The sequence below is a fragment of the Enhygromyxa salina genome (assembly GCF_002994635.1).
GTDB classification, from domain to species: Bacteria; Myxococcota_A; Polyangia; order Nannocystales; family Nannocystaceae; genus Plesiocystis; species Plesiocystis salina_B.
Window position 1 is genome coordinate 10,464 of the sequence record NZ_PVNL01000105.1, and the last position, 22,005, is coordinate 32,468.

Genomic DNA, 22,005 nt, shown 5'->3' on the forward strand with positions numbered 1-22,005 from the left:
CCACTGTCGATCGCGCATGCTCGAGGTTGACGCGACGCGGGGCGAGCCCAGCGAGATGAGGGCGCGGCGCTCGGCCGCGCGGCAGAACCAGCGCCGAAGGTCGAAGCGGTTCCTCTGCATCGGGATCATCGCCGGTTGCAGCCTGTGCCTCGCGGCCTGCAAGCACGGCCCGAGCGCGGCGGAATTGCGGGGCGCCCAATACATGATCCGCAACGTCGAGTTCGTGGGTGTCGAGCGGTTCAAGCCGGCCGAGCTGCACGCGTACCTCGAGCTTCGGCCCCGGCAATGGCTGCCGCCGCGCCGCTATTGGTTCTACGAAGGCCTGATCCCCAGCGACGTCGCGCGCCTGGAGTCGGTCTATCACGCCCACGGCTACTACGAGGCCCAGGTCGTCGATGTTCGTGTGCAGCGGATCGAGCGTCGGCGGCAGGACCTCGTCGATCTGGTGTTCGTGATCGACGAGGGTCCGCTGACCCGGGTTGGCGAGGTCGTGGTCCGCTGGCCTGAAGGTCCCCCGCCCGGGCCGCCCCGCTCGCAGCGAGGCGCCCCGCTTCGCCGCGCGCCGGCAGTCGACCCCGAGCGGGTGTCCGACCAGGTCGTGATCGCGGCGGGCGAGGCGTTCGAGGTCGAGCGCATGAACGCGTCGAGGGCCGCGCTGCGCGACCACCTGCGCGGGATCGGGCACCCCTTCGCGGCGGTCGAGGACCACGCCCTGGTCGATAGGGCGGCGCAGACCGCCAATGTCGAATTCGAGGTCCGACCGGGGCCGTTCATGCGGATCGGGACGATCTCGATCACCGGGCTCTCGACCGTGCCCGAGCGGCCAGTGCGGGCCCAGCTCGAGAGCGCGATCGGCAAGCCCTACTCGCCCGCGCTGATCGAGGGGCTCGAGCAGCGGGCTTACGGACTCGGGGTGTTCTCGACGGTCTCGATCGCCACGCAGCCCGCTGAGGTCGCAGCGGGGACCGGCACCGTCGATCTCGAGGTCGCGGTCCGCGAGAGTGATCCGCAGCGGGTTCGCCTGGGCTTCGCGCTCGGCTTCGAGCCGAATCGCTGGACCCAGCGCGTCAGCGCTCGCTACATCCACCAGAACCTGTTTCGTCAGCTGTATCAGATCAGGCTGACCGGCCGAGCCGGGTACGCCGAGCTTCCCAACCTGTTCAATCCGCTCGCCCACGGCCCGACCGCGGAGCTCGACCTCCACGTCGAGAAACAGGGCCTGCTCGAGAAGTACCTGGTCTGGACCCTCGATCCCCGGATCGAGCTGGGGATCGAGCAGGGCTATCAATTTTGGACGGGCGAGCATCGGTTTGGGGTCTCGCGCTTCTTCACGCGGTGGTTTCAGCTCAGGCTCAGCCACACGCTGCGCTACGTCGACTTCTTCTCGGTGTCCTCGACCCTGCGCGGTGAGACCGAGGGGCAGACCTTCCTGGGTCTCGACTTTCGCGACCCGTACATCATCAGCTACCTCGGGGCCACGGCGACGCTGTTCGCCGTCGACACGATCGCGGCGCCGACCAACGGCGCGGTGCTCGAGCTGGAATATCGGGTGGCCGGCGGGCCGCTCGGCGGGCAGTACGACTTTCAGGAGCTGACGCCGGTCGTGCGTGGCTACTGGCGACCCATCGAGCGGCTGCAGCTGGCCGCGCGCGTCCGGCTCGGGCTGATCTTTCCGTTCGGCGATCAGCCTGGCGCGCCGATCGACATGCGGCGCTATCTGGGCGGCGGCGACACGGTCCGGGGTTGGGGCCTGCGGCGGCTCGCGCCGCGGATCGACGACTGCGAGCCTGGCCAGGATCCGCGGACCGGTGCGTGCGAGTCGATCCCGATCGGCGGCAACACGTCGGTGCTGGGCAACTTCGAGCTCCGGGTGCGGACCTACAAGCAGCTGTGGGTCGCGGGGTTTGTCGACGGCGGCGACGTGCAGTCGGAGGTCGCTGCGTTCGTGCCCGCGCAGTGGAACTACAGCGCGGGCGGCGGGCTGCGCTACGACAGCCCGATCGGCAAGTTTCGGCTCGATGTCGGGGTCCGACTCAACGCCACGCTGCTGTCCGAGGGCGAGCGGATCTGGGCGGTGCACCTGGGCCTGGGGGAGAGCTTTTGAGCGATCCCGAGACCGCGCCTCGGGGGCGGCGTCGGCGTCGCTCGGGTCGGCTGCGCGCATGGCTGCGGTGGTCGGTCGGCGTCCTGTTCGGGCTCGTCACGCTGGTCCTCGCCGCCGTGCTCGTGATCGCGTGGGTCCCCGCGGTCTCGCAGCCGGTCATCCGCGCCGCGCTCTCGCGCTGGGACGCCTCGATCCCCGGGGAGGTCGTCCATGGCGACATCGCGGGGAGCATCGGCGGTGGGCTGACGATCGACGGACTCGAGCTGCGCGACGCCGACGGGCGCCCGCTGGTCCGCGCTGGCCGCGTCGAGCTCGATCTCGACATGGTCCGGCTGTTCGCCGGTGGGATCTCGATCGAGCGCGCGTGGGTGCGCGACGCCACGGTGTGGGCCGATCACGACTGGTCGTCGCTGGGCTCGAGCGACGCCGGTCCGCCCGCGCCGCGCGAAGGGTGGGGGCCCGATCTGCCGGTCGAGATCGACGCCGTGATCGAGATCGAGGCGGGTGAGGTGGTGGCTGACGCCCAGACTCTGGCTCAGCTCGAGCACCTCAGGCTCGACGCGGCGGGGGTCGGTCGCCGCGCGCAGGTCGAGCTCGAGCTGCGCGGCGTCGAGCTGCCGGGCCAGCAGCTACATGTGGACAGCCTCGCGCTCGGAGGCCGCTGGGACGCCCCGGTCGCCACGCTCGAGCGACTTCGGGTCCAGTCACCGGACGCGACGCTGCGGCTGCTCGAGCCGTCGCGCTTCGACGTCTCGACCCGCAGCGGGGCGGTCGCGATCGAGCTCAAGGGTGAGGTCCACGAGCTGGCCGAGCGCCTTGGGGTCGACGCGCCGCCAGGTCTCGATCAGGCCCGCGTGCGGGTGCGCGGCCACGGTGGACCGACGCGGATCGAGCTGCGCAGCGAGGCCGAACTCGGCCCCGGTACCGTATTCTCGCTGAGCGCCGCGCTCACGCCCGAGCCGGTGGCGTCCGAGTGTCGGCGCCTGCTCGGCGTCGAGCTCGACGGGCGCGTCGCCGCCGGGCTGTTGCACAGTCGCCAGGGGCCGCTGACGGTGTCGCTCTCGACCGTGATCACGAGCCGTCACGCGCCCGCGCCTGGGTGCCCTGAACTCGCGGAGGTCGTGACCACGCCAGGGCAGCTCGAGCTGGGCGCCGAGCTGCGCGTGACCGACGTCGACAGCGGCGAGCAGCTCGCGCTCGACCTCGGGGGGATCGGCACCGGGGTGTCACCGCCGCGGGGCCAGCTCGGCCTCGAGCTTCGAGGTCCGGCGCTCGCGGGTCGGATCGAGCTCGCGGCCTCGGCCGCGCGAACGCTGAGCGCCCGCGGAGCCGTGGTGGTCGACGAGCTGCACGCGCCCCTGTCGATCGTTGCCCGACTGCTCGACGAACCCCGGCTCGCCACGGTGCGGGGCCGACTCGCGCTGACGGGCAGCTGCCGCACGGATCCCCACGCCGAGCTCGAAACGCTGCGCTGTCCGATGTCGGTCGCGCTCGACGAGCTCGATGGGTTCGACACCCACGTCGCCCACGCCTCGCTCGACGCCGAGCTGGCTCCGCTGCGGGAGCCACTTCGGTTCCGCGCTCGACTCGGGGTCGAGGATCTGCGCCGGGACGAGCTGGTCCTCGACATGGCCAGGCTCCGCGCAGAAGGGACCCCCGCGAGCTTCTCGCTCTGGGCGCTGGGCCGGGGACCGCGAGAGCGTGTCGAGCTGGCCGCCAGCGTCGATCGCCGCGCACAGACGACGATCATCGGACTCGACCAGCTCGTCGTGGACAGTCGCCGCGGGGCGGCCCCGATCCATGTCGCGCTGGTCGAGCCGACCCGGATCGTGATCGCGCCCGAGCGGGTTGGGGTCGAAGCGCTGGCGCTGCGTGCCGCTGGTGGGCGAATATATGTCGACGGCCAGCTGGGTCGCGCGGAGCAGCCCAGCGACCTTCGGTTCGAGCTGGCCGCGGTCGAGCTTGGCCGCGTGGATCCGCTGGTCCCCGGTCCGGCGCTGCGCGGCCGGGTCGACGCGCAGGGCCGGCTCGCGGGCAGCCTCGCGCGGCCGCAGGGCTGGGTGGAGTTCGACGCCCAGGCGCTGGCGATCGGACAGCTGGTCCTCGGCGACCTCGAGCTGGCGGCCCGGTTCTGCGAGCCCCTGGACGCGCCGCCAGCCGCTCCGCGGGGGCGCCTGCGATCGAAGGGCGAGCCGTGCACGAGCGCCGCGCGCGGAGATCTGCAGCTGTGGGCTGACCTCCGCGGTCCGATCGCCGATCGGATCGAGCTGGCCGCGCGCGTGCCCCTGCGCCTCGACGACGGCGTGGCCCTGTCGCGCGCGCGCCCACTCGCGGTCCGCCTGCAGCTCGAGGGGCTCAGCCTGGTGGAGCTCGGCGCCGTGATGCCGCGGACGCCGAGCTGGTGGCGGCAGGTCCCGCCGGACGCGGCGGCCCCCCCGGGCGACCCGCGGCTGATCCCCGAGGGCCGCGTCGATCTGGACCTGGCGGTGTCCGGCCCCAGCGACCGTCCCCAGATCGATCTGGCCGCGGTCGCCCGCGAGCTCGTCGTCGATCACACCGCGCTGGGCTCGCTGGCGGTCCGGGCCACCCTCGACGACACCGGCCTCGGCGTCTCGCTCGACGCCAAGCCGGGGATCGCCACGCTCTCGCTCGACGCCAAGCTGCCGCTCGCGCTCGACCTCGCGCGGGTGGCGTGGGACTGGGACCGCGAGGCCGCCCACACGCTCTCGCTCGAGCTGCGCAGGCTCTCGCTCGACGCCCTCGAGCGGGTCCTGGGCCCCAAGATCCCGGCGCTCGCGGCTGCCCTCGACGCGGCTGAGCTCGGCGGTCTGGTCTCGGCCTCGATCCGCGCCGAGGGCCCCGCGAGCGCGCCCCGGCTCGCCGCCCAGCTGCGCGCCCACGGCCTCACGCACCGCGGCGAGGCCCTGGGCCACGCGTCGGTCGGGGTCGAGCACGAGGGCGTCACGACCGACGCGATCGTTGCGCTCCGCGGCCCGCTCGCGCGCCGACTCGACGCCCGCCTCGTGGTGCCGCTGCGGCTGGCCCTCGATCGCACGCCGTCGGTCGAGCTCGACGCTGCGGCGCCGCTGCGCGCCGAGGTCCACGCGCGGGGGGCCGAGCTCGCTAAGATCACCCAGCACCTGCGAGGATCGGCCGTGATCGCCGGTCGCGGTGATCTCGAGCTCCGCGTCGACGGGAGCCTGTCCACGCCCACGCTCGAGCTGCGCGGGCGGGTCGACGCGCTGAGCCTCGGGGACGATCGGGTCGGGGATCTGAGCGTCCACGCCACGGCGAGCCGCGAGCGGGCCCAGATCCACAGTGACCTGGTCCGCGGGGGCGAGCACGTGATGTCGGCCGCGGTCGTGGTCCCGCTGGCGGTGAACCTCGATGACCTCGGCGCGCCGCAGATCGCCTGGGATCACACGGGCCACCACCGCGTGCTCGCGACCGGCCGGGGGATCGACGACGAGCTGCTCGCCGCGCTGAGCGGCGGTCGGGCCCGGCTGACGGCCGTCGATCCGAGCGGGTCGGGGCGCGCGTTCGGGATCGCCGAGGTCAACACCGAGCTGGACTTCGATCTCGTCGGTGGTGGTCGCAGCTCGGACTTCTCGCTCGTGGGTGAGGTCCACGGTCGGGTCACGGCTGACGGCGAGCAGACCCTGACGCTCGACGCCACCCTCGACCTCGATGAGCTGCGTCAGCGCGTGAGCCTGGACCTCGCGCCCAGCAGCTGCGACGCGCTCGTGGTTCGCGGTGAGCTCGGGGCTGACGTCGCGCGGCTGCTCGCGGGCGCGCAGCGGTCCAGCGAGGTCCCGTTCCGGGTGAGCGTGGACGCACCCGACTTCGAGCTCGACACGATCGCGCCGCTGCTGGCCACCGTGATCCACGATCCACGCGGGACCCTCCGCGCCGAGTTGGTCGCCCGTGGGACCCTGGCCGCGCCGCATCTGCACGGACAGGTCGAGGTCCACGACGGTGCGCTGACGCCTCTGGCGCTGCGTCAGCGGCTGCGGGACATCGAGCTCGATCTCAGGCTCGACGATCGCGTGGTCGAGCTGCGCGAGCTCGCGGTGGTCGCGGGGGCCGGTCACGCGAGCGCCCGGGGCCGCGGCGAGTTTGGGCCCGCCGACCTGTTCGAGGCGGGGATCGATCTCGAGGTCCAGGGCTTCCCGCTGATCCGCCCCGGGCTCCCGGCCATGACCATAAACTCCGACGTCGATCTGAACCTGAGGCTCGACGCTGACGCGGCGAAGCTGCGCGTGGCCCTGGCGCAGACCGAGGTGACCGTGGCGGGGGTCAACCCCAGCCCACCCGAGCCGGTGCCGACCAGCGACGCCGTCGAGTTCGTTGCAGCGGACGCGACAACCCGAGACCCAGCGACGGGTGTCGACGAGACAGCGGGCGACGCCGAGGTGATTGACACCCCCGAGCTCGCGCTGCGGCTGCGCCTGCTCGACCCGCTGCAGATCAGCGGCCCGACGATCGACATGGCCTGGACCGGCACGCTGGGCGTCGATCGTCGCGGCCCGAGCGTAGACCTGCTCGGCCAGCTCGAGGCGCGCCGCGGTCGCTTCTATCTGCTGGGCCGTCGCTTCGAGCTGCAGACCGGGACGGTGACCATGGCGGCCGACGGATCGCTCGATCCCTACCTCGACATCGTCGCGGTCACGCAGATGCCCGAGGTCGAGGTCACCGTCACGATCCGCGGGCGCGCGAGCCGACCCGAGCTGCACTTTCACTCGACCCCCGCGCTCAGCGAGATGCAGATCGTGACCTTGCTGGTGACCGGATCGACCGAGGTCGGCGAGGGGGAGGGCAGCGTCGAGGCCAAGGCGGCGTCGCTGCTCGCGGCCGTGAGCAGCCCCGAGCTGCAGCGCCAGCTCAACCGCAGCTTGGGGATCGATCGCGTCGCGCTCGGGTTCGGCGCGGGCATCGACCAGCCGATCCTGAGCATCGGCAAGCGCGTGACCGACGATCTGTGGGTCGAGACGACCTATCGCCACAACGCGCCGGAAGACAAGAACACGGCCGAGATCGAAGTTCAGTACAACTTTACGCGGCGCTGGACGCTGGAGACCTTCTTCGGCGACGCCGCGATCGGCGGCGTGGGTCTGTACTGGACGCGCAGCTTCGGGGCGGCGCCGTGGCGGGCCCCCCCAGCGCCCCCCAAAGCCAAAGCCAAAGCAGAAGCCAAAGCCGAAGCCGAAGCCGACCGCGAGTAGACGGGTCAGGCGTGTCGCAGAAACTGCACCTTCGCAGCGAATCGCCTGCGTGGGCAGATCCTGCGTGCGACAGCTCAACACGGAGCTGGTAGCCCCAAGCGCATGCTCGAACAGATTCCGCGCCTGTCTCCCAACGTCACGGCGATCAAGGCGATCGGGACGGTCACCAAAGCCGACTATCAGGAGGTGGTGGAGCCGATCCTCGATCAGGCCCGGCACGAGAACCGGCGGATTCGCTTGCTCTACCAATTTGGGCCGGAGTTCGATCGCTTCACTGGCGGCGGCGTCTGGGAAGACGTGCGGATCGGGCTCAGCGCGCTGCGCCTGCTCGACGCCTGTGCGATCGTCACCGACGTCGAGTGGATCCGTCAGTCCGTGGACATCACCCGGTTCATGGTTCCGTTCCCAGTCCGTGTGTTCGAGAATTCCCAGCTCGACGCCGCGGCCGCCTGGCTCGAGTCGCTGCCGCGCAGCGACAACCTGTCGCACCGGCTCCTCGCTGACCGCGGCGTCCTCGTCGTCGAGCCCAAGGGCCCGCTGCGCGCCCAGGACTTCGACGAGCTCGCGCTCATGGTCGACCCCTGGATCGAGGCCCACGGCAAGCTCGACGGCCTCGTGGTCCACGCCCGCGAATTTCCCGGCTGGGAGAACCTCGGCAGCTTCCTGCGCCACCTGCGATTCGTGCGTGATCACCACCGCCACATCGAGCGGGTCGCGGTCGCGGCCGCGGCCGACAGCAAGTTCGCCGACCTCGCCGCCCCGATCGCCGACCACTTCATCCACGCCGAGTACCGCCACTTCGAGCACGGCGACATCGACGACGCGATCGCCTGGGCGGCCGGCGAGCGCTCCCCCTCGTAGATCTCGGGGATCGGTGTGATAGTCCCGGGCGGTGAGCGAGCAGAGCACCGCGAGGGCCAAGGGCGCCCGGAGTCCGGCGTCGATCGTGCTGATCGGGCTGCTCGGTCTGGCCGGCATGATCTACCTGATCTGGCCGAGGCAGCCGGCGGTCGAGCGGGGGGCGGTCAGCGACGCCGGCTCCGCGTGGGAGCTGCGGGCCGACAAGGCGGTGCTCGGCGGCGTCACGATGGGGACCACGTTCAGCGTGGTGATCGCGGGAGACTCGCTGAAGCTCGCCCCGCTCGAGCGGCTGCAGGCACAGATCGACGCCGAGCTGCAGGCCGTCAACGCCGAGATGTCGACCTACCTCCCGGACTCGGAGCTGAGCCGCTTCAACGCCGCGAGCGCACGCGAGCCGTTCCACGCCAGCGCACACCTGCTCGAGGTCGTGGGCGTGGCCAAGCAGATCAACCACGCCAGCGGCGGGGCGTTCGACGTGACGGTCGGTCCGCTGGTCGACGCGTGGGGGTTTGGTCCGGATCCCGGCACCCGAACCGAGCTGAGTGACGTGCAGATCGCCGCGCTGCGCGAGCGGGTGGGGGACACCAAGCTCGAGCTCGACCCCACCGCCCAGACCTTGCGCAAGACCGTCGACGGGCTGCACGTGGATCTGTCGGCGATCGCCAAGGGCCACGGCGCCGATCGGGTCGCGGCACAGGTCGAGGCGGCGGGCTACAGCGACTACATGATCGAGGTCGGCGGCGAGGTCCGGGTCCGCGGCTCGAACCCAGCGGGTGAGCCGTGGCGGGTGGGGATCGAGCGGCCGACGGCGGACGCGGCTGGGTCTCGGGCCGTGCAGGCGATCCTCCCGGTCCGCGACGTGGCGGTGGCGACCAGCGGCGACTATCGCAACTACTGGGAGCGAGACGGCGTGCGCTACTCACACACGATCGACCCGCGGACAGGTCGGCCGATCACCCACCGCCTGGCCAGCGTGACCGTCGTGCACCCGGAGTCGGCCGCCCTCGCCGACGGCTGGGCGACCGCCCTCAACGTGCTGGGTCCCGAGCAGGGGCTCGCGCTGGCCGAGCAGCTGGGCCTCGCGGCGTACTTTCTGGTCCGCACCGACCAGGGCTTCGAGGTCCGGACCAGCTCGGCCTACGCAGTGTTTTCGCCGTGAACCCCGGCGGGTTTGTCGTCGGGGCGTTTCGCCGTACACTCGCCCCGCAGCCATGCAGATCATCGTCTTGACCATCGGCATCACGGCCGCGCTCATGGCCGGTATGGCCGTCGGCGTGATCTTCTCGAACAAGCCGCTGCGGGGGTCGTGCGGGGGCGTGGGCGGAGCGGGTAGCTGCGCGTGCGAAGAGGCCGGGACCCCGAACGCGTGCAAGATCGAAGCTGGCGGAGCGGCCGCCACCCCGGTCGAGTTCAAGGCTCCAGGCGAGCTGATGAGCCTGCGCAAGGGCTGAGCGGGCCTGCGAATCGCTGCCATCGGCTGAGCCGATACCCGGCCGATATTCGGCTCGCCGCGGTCTGGTGGCGCTCGGTATTCGTCGCGTCGATGGCAGCGATGCGTTCGGTCGAGTGGTTGGCGGGTCGGCGTCGTGAACACTGCAGGCCATGCGTCGCTTGATCGACTCGACCCTGACCCTACTTGTCTTATCCACCCTCCTGCCGGCCTGCGGGGGCGACGACGGCCCCGCGGACGACGGCTCGAGCACCGGCACCGATGGCTCCACGACGGACGCCACCGACACTGACGCCGAGACCGACACCGACACCGAGACCGGCACCGACGAGACTGGAGACACCGACGGCGATCCTGCCCTCGCGTTCCCGGGGCCGACCAAGGGCGGACCGATCGCTGCGTCGCCGGACAACACCCGGCTGGCGGTGGTCAACGCCCGCAGCGGCGAGCTCACGATCTTTTCGCTGCCCGCGCTCGAGGAGCAAGCGCGGGTGGACCTTGGCGGTGAGCCCGAGTCTGTCGCGTTCTCGCCGACCGGCGACGAGATCTACGTGGTCCTGCGAGGCGACGGCGCCATCGTGCGGATCGCCGAGATCGGGACCAGCCCAGCGATCGACGCCACCTTGGCGGTCGGGGCCGAGCCCGGTCGCGCCGCGCTGTCGTCCACGGGCGGGCGGCTGTGGGTCCCGCTGTGGGGTGAGGGCTACGTGGTCGCGGTCGACACCGAGGCCATGGCGATCGTCAGCGAGGTCGAGACCGGAGGATCGCCGTACGCGGCGTGCATCACCAATGACCTCGATCTCGACGAGGACGACGAGACCGTGTTCGTCACCGACTTCTACGGCGTGGCCGCCGGTGGCCGGGAGGCGACCGACGGCGCCCGTGAGGGCCGCGTGTTCACGATCGGGTCCGACGGCGCGCTCGACCAGGTGATCCTGCCCGCGCTGACGAGCTCGGGCACCGCGGGGTTCGAGGCGACGGGGGCCTACCCCAACCAGCTGTACTCGTGCGCGATCAACCAGGACGTGCTCTACGTGACGTCCGTGGGCGCCTCGCCGGCTGCGTTCAACGGCGCGACCGACTTCCACCAGAACCTTCAGGGCCTGGTCCACCGCGTCGATCTGGCCACCCTGACCGCGGACGCCCAGCCGACCGATCTCAACGGTCTCATCGACGGCCTGGCCGCGCCCAAGCGGTTCGTGCCCGTGCCGATCGACATCGCGTTCGCGCCCAACAGCGAGTTTGCGTACATCGCCTCGCTGACGTCGGACAGCGTGCTGCGTGTCGACTTCTCCGTGAGCCCGCCGACGGCCGGATCGCCGTCGGGCGCGAGCTTTCTGGCCGCGAGCCGCTCGCCCTCGGGGGTCGCGATCGCGGGCACCGACATGTTCGTGGCCAACGAGGTCGGGCACAGCATCTCGCACATGAACCTGGCCCAGCAGGTGACGGTCACCGCCGACATCGAGTCGGCCACCGGTCCCGGGACCGCGGCGGGGATCGAACAATTGCAGGGGCAGCGGTTCTTCAACACCGGGCTGGGTCGCTGGTCGACCAACGGCTGGGTCAGCTGCGCGGGCTGCCACCCGTTCGGGACCACCGACAACGTGACGTGGTCGTTCCCCGCCGGCCCGCGCCAGACGAGCGACACCTCGGCCACGTTCAACGCTGCTGCCACCGAGCAGCGGATCTTGAACTGGACCGCGATCTTCGACGAGATCCACGACTTCGAGCTCAACACCCGCGGGGTCGCAGGCGGGACCGGGGCGATCGTGTCCGACACGGCGCTCAACGACAACGGCACCGCCAACGCGGCGGTCCAGATCAACATCGTGGGGCCCGGCGGCGTGCCCGATCCGATCAACGCGTTCAACCGCGGCTCAGCCCGGGGCGCCGCGCTGACCGGGGCCACACCCGACGACTGGGACGCGATCGAGGCCTACGTCGCCAGCTTGCGTTCAACGTATGGAACCACGCGTCCAGGCGGCGATCCGCTGGCCGGGCGCGCGGTGTTCGAGGAGGCCGGCTGCGACAGTTGCCACGGCGGATCGCTGTGGACCCTGTCGCGGCGGACCTACACCCCGGCCTTCAACCTCGACGACGGATCCGATCTCGACGAGCGGCAGATGACGCTGCTCGCGGCGGGCGTCGACACGCTCGGCGAGGTCCGGGCGGATCAGGTGACGAGCACCGATCCTGGGGTCTTGACCGTGCTGTCCAACGACGCCAACGGGGCGCCCGCGCGGCACACCTGCGTGGCCCGGATCGTCGGCACCTTCGACAACGACGGCCCCAGCAGCCACGGGGCCGAGGAGCTGCGCCAGAGCGGCGGGCCGGCTCAGGGCGTGGACGGGTACAACGTCCCGTCGCTGCTCGGGGTTGGCCGGGGCGCGCCGTTCCTCCACAACGGCGCTGCGGAGACGCTGGAGGAGCTGTTCGACCCCAGCGGCGAGTTCACCAACCACCTGCGCGCGGGCAACCAGGTGTTCTCGCCCACGCCCCAGCAGCAGGCCGACCTGATCGCGTTTGTCAAGACGATCGACGACGACACGGTGCCGTTTGCGATCGATCCCGCGCAGGATTTTTGCGCGAGCAACGTGCCCCAGCAGCAGTAGCCCAGCGGTCGCACGAGCGACGACGGACCGGTGCGTTCGCGCCGGTCCGCGTCGTTGGGCATCATGGGTCATGGATCTGGCGCACCTGCGTTATTTCCGCGCGATCGCGGAAGCCGGCAACCTGACCGCTGCGGCGAAGAAGCTGGGGGTCGCCCAGTCCACGCTCACCGCCACGGTCAAGAAGCTCGAGGAGCACCTCGGGAGCAAGCTGCTGCTGCGCAACCCTCGGGGGGTGACCGTCACGCCCACGGGCCAGGCGCTGGCGACCTCGGCCTGCGAGATCCTCGCGATGGTCGACGAGACCGAGCAGCGGATCCGCGGGCTCGAGTGTGAGGACGCCGGCCAGTTCGTGATCGGCTGTCACGAGTCGCTCGGTGCCTACTTCTTGCCGGCGTTCATGCGCGGATTCCTGGACGCGCGCCCCGGCATCGAGATCGGGGTGTGGAACGGGACCTCCGCCGCCGTGCGCGAGGCGGTGCTCGCCCGTGAGGTGCACTTTGGTCTGGTGGTCAATCCGCTGCCGCACGGCGAGCTGGTCATGATCGAGGCGTTTCGCGACGCGGTCGCGATCATGGGCCGCCGCGATGACCTGGCTCGAGCGGGCAGCCGCGAGGACATCGAAGCCCGGCTGCGCGGGGTGCCGCTGATCTACGCCGCGCGCGTCGAGCAGTGCCAGCAGATCGTCAACGCCCTGACTGGCCTTGATCTCGCGCCCGCGCGGCTGCTCACCACCGGCGATCTCGAGCTGACCAAGACCCTCGTGCTGGCCGGGTTGGGCGTTGGTATTTTGCCCCGCCGGGTCGCCGACTATGGCCATGAGGGCGAGCTTGCGATCCTGCATCCCTCGCTGCCGCAGGTGCCCGATCGCATCCTCCTGTGCTTTCGCGCCGACGCCCACCGGACCGCGGCGTGGCGACGCACCAAGCAGGCGCTGCTGGCCCACGCGGAGCGCATCGCGCCGATCCCCGGGGAGCGGTGACTGAGCAGGACTAGAGGCCCAGCGACTCGGCGGCCGCGCCGACGGTCGACGCGATGACCTTGGCCGAGAACTCGTGATCGAGCAGCTCGACCGCGTCCTCACCGGTCGCGCAGTGGTAGTTCGCGTAGCGGAATTCCGAGGTGTCGGTCAGCATCACCGCCGGGACATCGAGCTCCCAGAACGCGGCGTGGTCCGAGCGGCGCAGATCAGCGAGCAGCGGCGAATTCTTGAGATCGGCGGGGACCGGCAGCAGCACGGCCGGCAGCCCGTAGCCCTCGGCGTAGGTCATGAACGGCTGGATCATCGCCATCCCGTCCTCGTCGACGACCACCGCCACGAAGTCGCCGCGGTACTGATTGGCCTCGAGCTCCTGAACCTGATCGGGGAACAATAGCTCGAACCCGTCGGGCACCGTCTGGCTGTCGGGCGCGTCGTCGGTGAACCCGATCATCTCGAAGTTCCAGTTGAACAGGATCTGGTCGCCCGCGCCGACCACCGCGGCGTCGACGTAGGCCTCGGCCCCGACCAGCCCGAGCTCCTCCTCGTCCCAGCACGCGACGACCAGGGTCCGCGGGTAGTCGCGCTGAGACAGCACCCGCGCGGCCTCGAGCGCGGCCGCGGTGCCGCTGGCGTTGTCGTCGGCGCCGTTGCAGCCGGGGATGTGATCGTAGTGGCCCGCGACGACGATCCGCTGCTCGGGATTCTCGGTCCCGAGCTTGGTGCCGATCACGTTGACCCCGGTCGCGTAGGTGTGCAGCTCGACGTCGAAGCCGTACTCGGTGAACCGGTCGAAGCACAGATCTTGGACCTCCTGCCAGTGCGCCGATCCAGGATCCCGCGGCTGCGCGATGAACTCGAGGTCGGCGACGTAGCGATCGCGATCGACACAGTCGGCGAGCTCTTGCGGGGTGCCGCTGGAACACTGGGCGTCGCCAGTCTCGGTCCCCGTGTCCGCGTGGGTGTCGGCGCTTCCGCTGTCACCGGTTGACGCGCTGGCGGCCTCGTCCCCCAGCGGATCGTCCTTGCAGCCAGTCGACAGCGACGCCAGCGCGACGCTGAGGCCCAAGATCATGACGGGGGAGCGAGACTCACAGAGCATCGTGCATTGTCGACGGTTGCCAGCGGTTGTCCACAGCCCTGGGATCCCGCGTCCAAACCTGTGGACCGCGCCGCCCAAGTAGGTGAGATCTCCCGGGTTTTCATGGTCTCGATCAGACAACGTGGCTGTGGAGCCTTCGCTGCAGTCCAACCGTCCAGTACGCTGAGTCGCCCGCAAGCGGGCGAGGAGCCTCGCCCGAGCTGAAGACAGTCCAGCCTTGCCTGGCGCCTGGGGCTCGGCGTCAATGGGCCCCGCGTCATCATGCTTCGGCTGCTCCACACCAGCGACTGGCACCTCGGCCACACGCTCCACGGCCGAGATCGCCGGTTCGAGCACCAGCGCTTCTTGGCCTGGCTGCTCGACGCGCTCGTCGACGCCCGCGCCGACGCCCTGCTGATCGCGGGTGACGTGTTCGAGACCGCCAACCCCCCGGCCACGGCGTTGAGCGATTTTGGCGAGTTTTTGGCCGCGGCCCGGCGGCGGCTGCCCAAGCTCGACGTGGTCGTGATCGCGGGCAACCACGACTCGGCCCTGCGGCTCGACGCGATGAGTCCGCTGTTGAGCTTCGCCGACATCCACGTGGTCGGCACGCTCCCGCGTCACGAGCACGACGGCAGCCTCGATCACGATCGCCTGCTGTTTCCGCTGCGCGACGCGTCCGGCGAGGTCGCAGCGTGGCTGGCCGCGGTGCCGTTCTTGCGGGTCTCGGATCTGCCCGCGCCCGCGCCGGACCCGGACCCAGATGAGTCGGGCGATGAGACTGGCGATGAGACTGGCGACGAGACCCCGCGGTCGCACGATCCGCTGATCGGGGGCGTCGCGGCGATCTACGCCGAGCTGCTCGAGGCCGCCCAGGCCCGGGCCTCCGACCACCACGCGGTGATCGCCACTGGCCACCTCTACATGCGCGGCACCGCCGTCTCCGAGCTCAGCGAGCGCAAGATCCTCGGCGGCAACCAACACGCGATCCCCACGTCGATCTTCGCCGACTGGAGCTACGTCGGGCTCGGCCACCTGCACCTGGCCCAGGCGGTCGAGCAGTCGGAGCTGGTGCGCTACTGCGGCTCGCCGATCCCGCTGTCGCTGACCGAGGCTGACTACCCGCATCAAGTCCTGCTCGCGAGCTTCGACGGGGCCGAGCTCGCGGTCTGCCAGACCCTGGCGATCCCGCGCGCGGTCGAGGTCCTGCGGGTCCCCGCCGAGCAGCCCAAGCCGCTCGACGACGTGTTGTTCGAGCTGCAGCACATGAGCCTCGACGCCACGCTCGACCGCGAGCGGTGGCCCTGGCTCGAGGTCCGCGTGGCGCTCGACGAGCCGCAGCCGGATCTGCGAACCCGCGTGGATCGGGTGCTGCGCTCGCGGCCAGTCCGGCTGCTCAAGATCTCCGTCGAGCACGTCGGGGTCGGGGGCAGCCTGGCCGACTTCCCGAACCGGCGCGAGCTCGAGCGCATCGATCCCCAGCAGGTGTTCATCGACTGCTACGAGCGCGGGTATGGCTCGCCGCCCGACGCCGAGCTGCTCGCCGCGTTTCACGAGCTGCGCGAAGCGGTCGAGCGGGGCGACGCGAGCGAGGCCCAGCTGAGCCCGCTGCCAGCGACGCCCCGCGATCCGGCGCGGTCGGCTGAAGCGGCGCCGGTGGGTGAGCAGGCTCCATGAGGGCTCCATGAGGATCTTGGCCGTACGCGGCAAGAACCTGGCGAGCATGGCCGGGCACTTCGAGGTCGACTTCTCCGCGCCTCCGCTTCAGCACGCTGGGCTGATTGCGATCACTGGTCCGACCGGCGCAGGCAAGACCACGCTGCTCGACGCAATGTGCCTGGCGCTGTTCGATCGGACCCCGCGCTTCGCCAATCGCGGCGGCGTGGTGATCACAAACCCGGGCGAAGATCCCGGCGCCGGGGTCCGGGCCACCGACGTCCGCGGGATCCTCCGTCACGGCGCGACCGAGGGCTGGGCCGAGGTCGAGTTTCTGGGCATCGACGAGCGGCGCTGGCGGGCCCGCTGGGAGCTTCGGCGCGCGCGGGGCCGGGCCGACGGGCGGCTTCAACACCAGCAGATGCAGCTGATCGACGCCGTCGATGGCCGGGTGATCGCGGCCGATCGCAAGGGCGACACGCTCGCGGCGATCGAGGCCCGGCTCGGCCTCGACTTCGATCAATTTCGGCGCTCGGTGCTGCTGGCTCAGGGCGAGTTCGCGGCGTTTCTCGAGGCCAGCGGGGGCGAGCGGGCCGAGCTGCTCGAGCGGATGACGGGCACCTGGCTGTACCGCGAGCTCGGCCAGGGCGCGTTCGAGCGGGCCAAGCAAGCCGAGCGCGAGCTCGAGCTCGTCGCCCGTGAGCGCGAGCAGCTGCGGATCTTGCCCGAGCCGCGCCGCCGCGAGCTCGAGGCCGACGCCGAGGCCACGGGCACCAAGCGGCGTGCGCTCGAGCAAGAGCGGATCGCCGCCGACGCGGCCCTTCGCTGGTACCAACAGACGGACCAGCTCGCCCAGGCGCTCACGGCCGCGCGCGCGAACCTGGCCGAGCTCGATCAGGGGCAGGCCGAGCTCGCCCAGACCGAGGCGCTGCTGGGGCGGGTGGAGCGGGTCGCGGCCGTGCGCGAGCGGCTGCTGACCCGCGAGCGCCGCGCTGGCGAGCTCGAGGCGTGTGAGCGCGACCTCGCGTTCGTCACCGGCGAGCTGCCGCTGATCGTCACCCAGCTGGCCGAGCTCGGCGCTGCGCTCGAGGACCACGAGCAGCAGCTGGCCCGGGCCCGCGAGCGCAGGCGTCGGCTCATGGGCGAGGGCGGCGAGGTCGATCGTGCGCGCCAGCTCGACACCAAGATCTCCACGGCGGAAACCGACCGGCCCCGGGTCGCGGCCAAGCTCGAGCTCGCTCGCAAGGCCCGCGCGGCCAGCGAGGCGCAGCTCGAGCACATCGACTCGGGGATCGCCCAGGCCGAGGCGAGGCTCGCGGGCGCCCGCGGCTGGCTGGATCAACACCGGGCCCTCGCGCCGCTGGCCGAGCACTGGCCCCACTACCGCTCACTCTTGCAGCAGCAGCTACGCTGGATCGACGCCCGCGCGGGCGTGGCTCAGCGGGTCGCCGAGCTGGGTCCGCGCCGCGATCGGTGTGAGCGCGAGCGCGCGGAGGCCAAGCGCGAGCTCGAGGGCGCCCGCAAGCTGCGGACGCAGGCCCGCTCGCGGCTCCACAAGGTCGAGCGAGACCTCGACGCTCACCCGCCGCTCGCCGAGCTGCGCCATCGGCAGGCTGTGCTGGATCGGTGCCGGGAGCGATTCTCGGTGCTGCGGGTCGTGCACGAGGAATTCCAGCGGCTGGCGAGCGCGCAGGCCGAGCTGGGTCTCGAGCGGGCCGAGCAAGCGCTCGAGCGCGACCATCGGGCCGCCGAGCGCCGTCGGGTCGAGGCGGCCCTGGCCCAGACCGAGCAGGGCTTCGTCGAGGCGCAGCGGGGCCTACGCCAGCTCGAGGCGGTCCGCGATCTGATCCAGCATCGCGCCGAGCTGCGGCCCGGCGAGGCCTGCCCGCTGTGTGGCGCGCACGAACACCCAGCCGCCGACGAGCACGGCCCCGTCGACGCCGTGGTCGCCGAGCAGCGCGCCCGCGTGCAGGCCCTGATGCGCGAGCGCGACGAGCTGCAGCGCGAGCAGGGCGAGCAGCTCGGCCGTGAGCAGATCGCCGCCGCGCGACTGGCCGCGCTCGCCCGGCGTGCGAGCGAGCTCGCACGCGATCACGCCGCGCTGCAGGACGCGTGGGGCGAGGGCCTGGCCGCGGGTCCGCTGCTGCCGGACACCGAGCTCGGGGCGGCCGCCGTCGATGAGGACCTGTCCGAGCTGGCTGCCGCCCACGACCAGCAGCTGTCGCTGCTCGCGGTCCCACGCAGCGAGGCGGGTGGGGGGCTCGCGCTGCCCGAGCGCCTCGACGTCCCCGAGCTCGGGGCCGCGCTGTGGTCGATCGGCGAAGAGCTCGAGCAGCGGACCCGCGCGCTGGCCAGCCAGCGCGCCGATGTCGAGGACCTGCTCGATCGCCAGCGCGATCGGCAGGCCCGGCGCGAGGAGGCGGAGCGCGCCCACGAAGATCGCCGCGCGCGGGTCGACGCCAGCGAGCGTGAGCACGACGCCATGACCCGAGAGCTCGACGAGGCCCACGCCCGCGGTCGCCAGCTCGACGCCGAGCTCGACGCCAGCTGGGCCGAGCTCGAGGATGTCGGGCCAGCCGCGCTCGCAGCCCTCGAGGTCGACGTCAATGTCGATGGGGCGGGGGACGGGCCAGGCGACTCGATAGGGTTCCGTGCGCGCCTGCACAGCGCTGGCCCCGAGCTGCTCGCGCGGCTCGACGCCGGGGCCCAGGCGTTCTCTGCCCAGCGCCAAGCCTGCGAGCAAGCCGTGGAGGGCCAGCGCGCGCTCGAGACCCGGCGGGCCGAGCTCAGCTCCCAGCGCCAGGCCCGGGCTGAGGCGTGCGACGCCCTCGAGCTCGAGCTGCGCGAGCTCGACGAGCTGCTCGCGCAGCTCCGAGACGAGCGGGCCACGCTGCTCGAGGGTCGGCCGGCGGCCGAGGTCGTGCGCGAGCTCGAGGCCAGCGTCGAGCTCGCCAGCCAGGATCGAGAGGCCAGCAAGGACGCCCGCGCGAGGGTCGAGCGCGAGCTGCAAGCCCAGCGGACCCGCGCCCACACCCTCACCGAGCAGGTCGTGGCCTTGCGGGCCCGCAGCGTGGAGGCCCAGACCAGCGTCGACGCGGCGCTGGCCGAGGCTGGCGTCGACCCCGAGGCCCTCGAGCAGCTGCTCGCGCGCGACGAGCTGTGGTCCGAGGGCTGGGCCGCGCGGACCCGTCGGGTCATCGACCAGGCCCGGGCCGAGCTCGAGCGCCGTCGGGCCGTCGTCGGTGAGCGCGAGCGGGTCGTGGCCGCGCACGCCGAGCAGGGTCCACCGCCGCTGGCCCGGGATCGCGCGCAGCTTCGCCGCACCCAGCTCGAAGCCCAGGACGAGCAACTGCGCCGCCAGCTGTTCGAGGTCGAGCACCAGCTGCGCCGCGATCGTGAAGATCGGTCGCTGGCCGATCAGCTGGCCCCCCGCCTGCGCGAGCTCGAACACACCGCCCGGGTGTGGGGTCGCCTGCGCGACGCGATCGGCAGCGCGACCGGGGACAAATTCCAGAAGTTCGCCCAGAGCCTCACGCTCGAGCTGTTGCTGACCCAGGCCAACGCGCAGCTGCGCGAGCTCAAGCCTCGCTACGCGCTGGGTCGCGTGCCGAATCACGATCTCGAGCTGCAGCTCGTCGATCATGATCTCGGCGACGAGGTCCGGAGTATTCGTGGGCTCTCGGGGGGCGAGAAATTTCTGGTCTCGCTGGCGCTGGCGCTGGCGCTGGCGAGCCTCTCGGCGGACGACTGCCGGATTGACTCGCTGTTCATCGACGAGGGCTTTGGCACGCTGGACGCCCACAGCCTCGATGTCGCGGTGAGCACTCTGGACGCGCTGCAGGCCGAGGGGCGACAGATCGGCGTCATCTCCCACGTGCCCGGGCTCGCCGAGCGGATCGGTGTGGAGATTCGGGTCGAGCCGGTCGCGTCTGGCCGCAGTCGTGTCCGCGTCGTTGGGCCTCGCGTGGTCTAGATCGCCGAGCAGTTGGCGTCGCGTCGCCCGAGCGCGCCAGCCCTCCTACAACGACGTGACCCTCGCGCTCGCCGACGGACTACGATCGACGCGGGCGATTGCAGCAGCGGGTGCAAGCGGGGACAAGCGGCCGTCATCGCCACTCGGAGCAGCGCGGCTCATGGTGAGTCCATGGAAGGCAACACGCCGACATGAGGACGACATCATGAGCACCGACACCAACCCCAACAGCTGTCCCCACCCGCAACTGCTGACCACCTGCGTCGCGGTGTTGCTCGCCGGCATCACGCCGGCGTGCGCCGATCTCGGCGAGAACGACCCGGACGCGCTGCTGGTCGAGGACCAACTCGACGATGATATCGGCGACGAGCCCGACGGCGAACTCGAGGACCTGGGCGAGCCCGACGTGGGCTCGCTGCAGGCTCCCGAGGCGAGCACGGCCCCGGTCGTCAGCAATCGAGATCTGACCTTCGCCTTCGTCGCCGACCCGCAGCTGCACGGCGACGTCGCCGACAAGGGCGGCAAGGAGCAGCTGCTGCTCGACATCCAGGCCGAGGTCCCCGAGCTAGACTGGATCGACGGCGATCAGAAGCAGATGGAGTTTCTGCTCGTCGGCGGCGATCTGACCAACCAGCTCGAGTGCGACGAGTGGCGCGACTACAAGGATCTGTTCAAGCCCGGACGCAATCCCGACATCGACTTCAGTGTCTACCAGGTCCCCGGCAACCACGATCACTACTCGACCAACTATTGCCCCTCCGAGGTCATGTACATCGGCGGCACGGCCTGGCACCAGACCAAGAACCAACAGCGCCAGTACATCCGCGAGAACCAGGGCCGGCACCCCTCGATCGGGCGCCACGGCTACCTCGCCAAGCCCTCGCAGGCCGCGGTCACGGACTACAACCAGGACATCTCCTTCGCCTTCGAGACGCAGGGCGTGTACTTCGTCGGCCTCGACGTCGCCGACAACAGCGACCAAGACGTGATCGCCAAGTCCATCACCTTCTTGACCAACCGCCTCAACCAGGTCGGGCCCGAGGAGCCCGTCGTCATCTTCCAGCACTTCGGCTTCGACGCCTTCAGCGAGAGCTGGTGGAGCGACGCTGAGCGGGAGGACTATCTCGAGGCCCTCGACGACCACAACGTGGTGGCGATCCTCAGCGGCCACATGCACTCGGGCGTGGACGATGACGGCGCGCTGCGTCAGCCCTCCGCCCACGACCCCGGCGCGAGCCTCGGCGTGTGGACCAACGATCCCGGGCGCGTCGAGTTCAACAACGGCGGCGCGGAGCAGTTCTTCGAGCTGCGCGACTACAAGGGCGGAGCCTTCTTCAACCATGTCGGCGCCTGGGTGTTTCACGTCACCGACGAGTACTTCGAGGCCAAGCGCCTCGACGCCGGCCAGAGCACGATGAGCGAGATCGCCAGCTTCCGGATGAAGATCCCGACCAACGGGACGGCCGACTTCGTCGAGCGCTTCCACAACAACGCGTCCTTCTCTCACTGGGACCAGCACGCGCAGACCAACGAGGGCGCGGCCAACTGGGCGATCTACAACGAGGACGGCAACAACCACGGCAACGTGCTTCGGGCGACCGGCAACGCGCACAGCACGGTCGCCGGCCACACCGGCCAGGACGTGGCGACGTGGGGGACGTGGATGGTGGATCCGAGCACACGGTTCGGCGCCGGCGAGCTGTCCGTGCAGATCAAAGTCGAGGACGATGACGCCTTTGGCCTGATGTACGCGATCACCGACGAGGACAACTACTATCGCGTGCTGATCAACCATCAGTTCAGCTACGCCCGCCTCGTCGCCGTCGAGGGCGGGCAGTTCAGCGAGATCGCGTCGAACACGTGGAACGGCGACGTTCAGGGCCAGTGGACGGACCTGAAGATCGTGCGCAGCGGCAGCAACCACAAGATCTACCTCGGCGGCGCCCTGCTGCTCGACGCCAACGACGACACCTTCCCGACCACCGACAGCGGCGCGGTCGCCATGGTGACCGCGGGCATGGCAGACATGCGCTACGACAGGCTGATGATCCGGCAGTGAGTCGAGACCGG

11 protein-coding genes are annotated in these 22,005 nt (G+C 71.1%); 10 read left to right on the forward strand and 1 reads right to left on the reverse strand.

Translation table 11 applies throughout. The features are described from left to right. The first annotated feature begins 16 nt into the window (after positions 1-16). The 7 genes from ENSA7_RS25970 to ENSA7_RS26005 all read left to right on the forward strand — a co-directional run bounded on the left by ENSA7_RS25970 (position 17) and on the right by ENSA7_RS26005 (position 13,228). Positions 17-2,104, forward strand: a complete 2,088-nt coding sequence (locus ENSA7_RS25970; RefSeq protein WP_106092040.1) for a BamA/OMP85 family outer membrane protein — start codon at positions 17-19, stop codon at positions 2,102-2,104. Next, the gene (locus tag ENSA7_RS25975) at positions 2,101-7,326 is read left to right on the forward strand and encodes a translocation/assembly module TamB domain-containing protein (RefSeq protein ID WP_106092041.1); all 5,226 of its coding nucleotides are present in this window, start codon (positions 2,101-2,103) and stop codon (positions 7,324-7,326) included. Before ENSA7_RS25970 ends, ENSA7_RS25975 begins: the two co-directional genes overlap by 4 nt. Before the next feature lie 102 nt (positions 7,327-7,428). Continuing rightward, positions 7,429-8,187 carry a SpoIIAA family protein gene (locus tag ENSA7_RS25980; RefSeq protein WP_106092042.1) on the forward strand — a complete coding sequence of 253 codons (759 nt, stop codon included), beginning with the start codon at positions 7,429-7,431 and terminating at the stop codon, positions 8,185-8,187. 31 nt (positions 8,188-8,218) lie between these two features. Next, positions 8,219-9,346, forward strand: a complete 1,128-nt coding sequence (locus ENSA7_RS25985) for an FAD:protein FMN transferase (RefSeq protein WP_219908056.1) — start codon at positions 8,219-8,221, stop codon at positions 9,344-9,346. Positions 9,347-9,398: 52 nt separating this feature from the next. Beyond that, a complete protein-coding gene (gene nqrM / locus ENSA7_RS25990; RefSeq protein ID WP_106092043.1) occupies positions 9,399-9,638 on the forward strand; it encodes a (Na+)-NQR maturation NqrM in 240 nt (79 codons plus the stop codon). Between the two features lie 151 nt (positions 9,639-9,789). Beyond that, positions 9,790-12,249 carry a YncE family protein gene (locus ENSA7_RS26000; protein ID WP_181234110.1) on the forward strand — a complete coding sequence of 820 codons (2,460 nt, stop codon included), beginning with the start codon at positions 9,790-9,792 and terminating at the stop codon, positions 12,247-12,249. Positions 12,250-12,319: 70 nt separating this feature from the next. Beyond that, positions 12,320-13,228, forward strand: coding sequence for a LysR family transcriptional regulator (locus tag ENSA7_RS26005; protein WP_106092046.1), 909 nt, complete (start codon positions 12,320-12,322; stop codon positions 13,226-13,228). 10 nt (positions 13,229-13,238) lie between these two features. Here ENSA7_RS26005 and ENSA7_RS26010 read toward each other — a convergent pair whose 3' ends face one another. Then, entirely contained in the window at positions 13,239-14,300 is a 1,062-nt protein-coding gene (locus ENSA7_RS26010; protein WP_181234111.1) for a M28 family peptidase, read from the reverse strand. A 288-nt stretch (positions 14,301-14,588) separates the two neighbouring features. Between ENSA7_RS26010 and ENSA7_RS26015 the strand changes: the two genes are divergently transcribed. From ENSA7_RS26015 to ENSA7_RS26025, 3 genes are all read left to right on the forward strand, one after another. Further along, positions 14,589-15,983 (forward strand): exonuclease SbcCD subunit D C-terminal domain-containing protein, encoded by a 1,395-nt coding sequence (locus tag ENSA7_RS26015; protein WP_106092048.1) that lies wholly within the window; start codon positions 14,589-14,591, stop codon positions 15,981-15,983. A 7-nt stretch (positions 15,984-15,990) separates the two neighbouring features. Further along, the gene (locus ENSA7_RS26020) at positions 15,991-19,935 is read left to right on the forward strand and encodes an AAA family ATPase (protein ID WP_106092049.1); all 3,945 of its coding nucleotides are present in this window, start codon (positions 15,991-15,993) and stop codon (positions 19,933-19,935) included. 205 nt (positions 19,936-20,140) lie between these two features. Beyond that, positions 20,141-21,994, forward strand: a complete 1,854-nt coding sequence (locus ENSA7_RS26025) for a metallophosphoesterase family protein (RefSeq protein ID WP_181234112.1) — start codon at positions 20,141-20,143, stop codon at positions 21,992-21,994. Positions 21,995-22,005 lie beyond the last annotated feature (11 nt).

Coding starts and splice junctions, on each gene's coding strand:
- ENSA7_RS25970 (WP_106092040.1), top strand. CDS start 17: ATGCTCGAGGTTGACGCGACGCGGGGCGAGCCCAGCGAGATGAGGGCG.
- ENSA7_RS25980 (WP_106092042.1), top strand. CDS start 7,429: ATGCTCGAACAGATTCCGCGCCTGTCTCCCAACGTCACGGCGATCAAG.
- nqrM (WP_106092043.1), top strand. CDS start 9,399: ATGCAGATCATCGTCTTGACCATCGGCATCACGGCCGCGCTCATGGCC.
- ENSA7_RS26000 (WP_181234110.1), top strand. CDS start 9,790: ATGCGTCGCTTGATCGACTCGACCCTGACCCTACTTGTCTTATCCACC.
- ENSA7_RS26005 (WP_106092046.1), top strand. CDS start 12,320: ATGGATCTGGCGCACCTGCGTTATTTCCGCGCGATCGCGGAAGCCGGC.
- ENSA7_RS26010 (WP_181234111.1), bottom strand. CDS start 14,300: ATGATCTTGGGCCTCAGCGTCGCGCTGGCGTCGCTGTCGACTGGCTGC.
- ENSA7_RS26015 (WP_106092048.1), top strand. CDS start 14,589: ATGCTTCGGCTGCTCCACACCAGCGACTGGCACCTCGGCCACACGCTC.
- ENSA7_RS26020 (WP_106092049.1), top strand. CDS start 15,991: ATGAGGATCTTGGCCGTACGCGGCAAGAACCTGGCGAGCATGGCCGGG.
- ENSA7_RS26025 (WP_181234112.1), top strand. CDS start 20,141: ATGAGCACCGACACCAACCCCAACAGCTGTCCCCACCCGCAACTGCTG.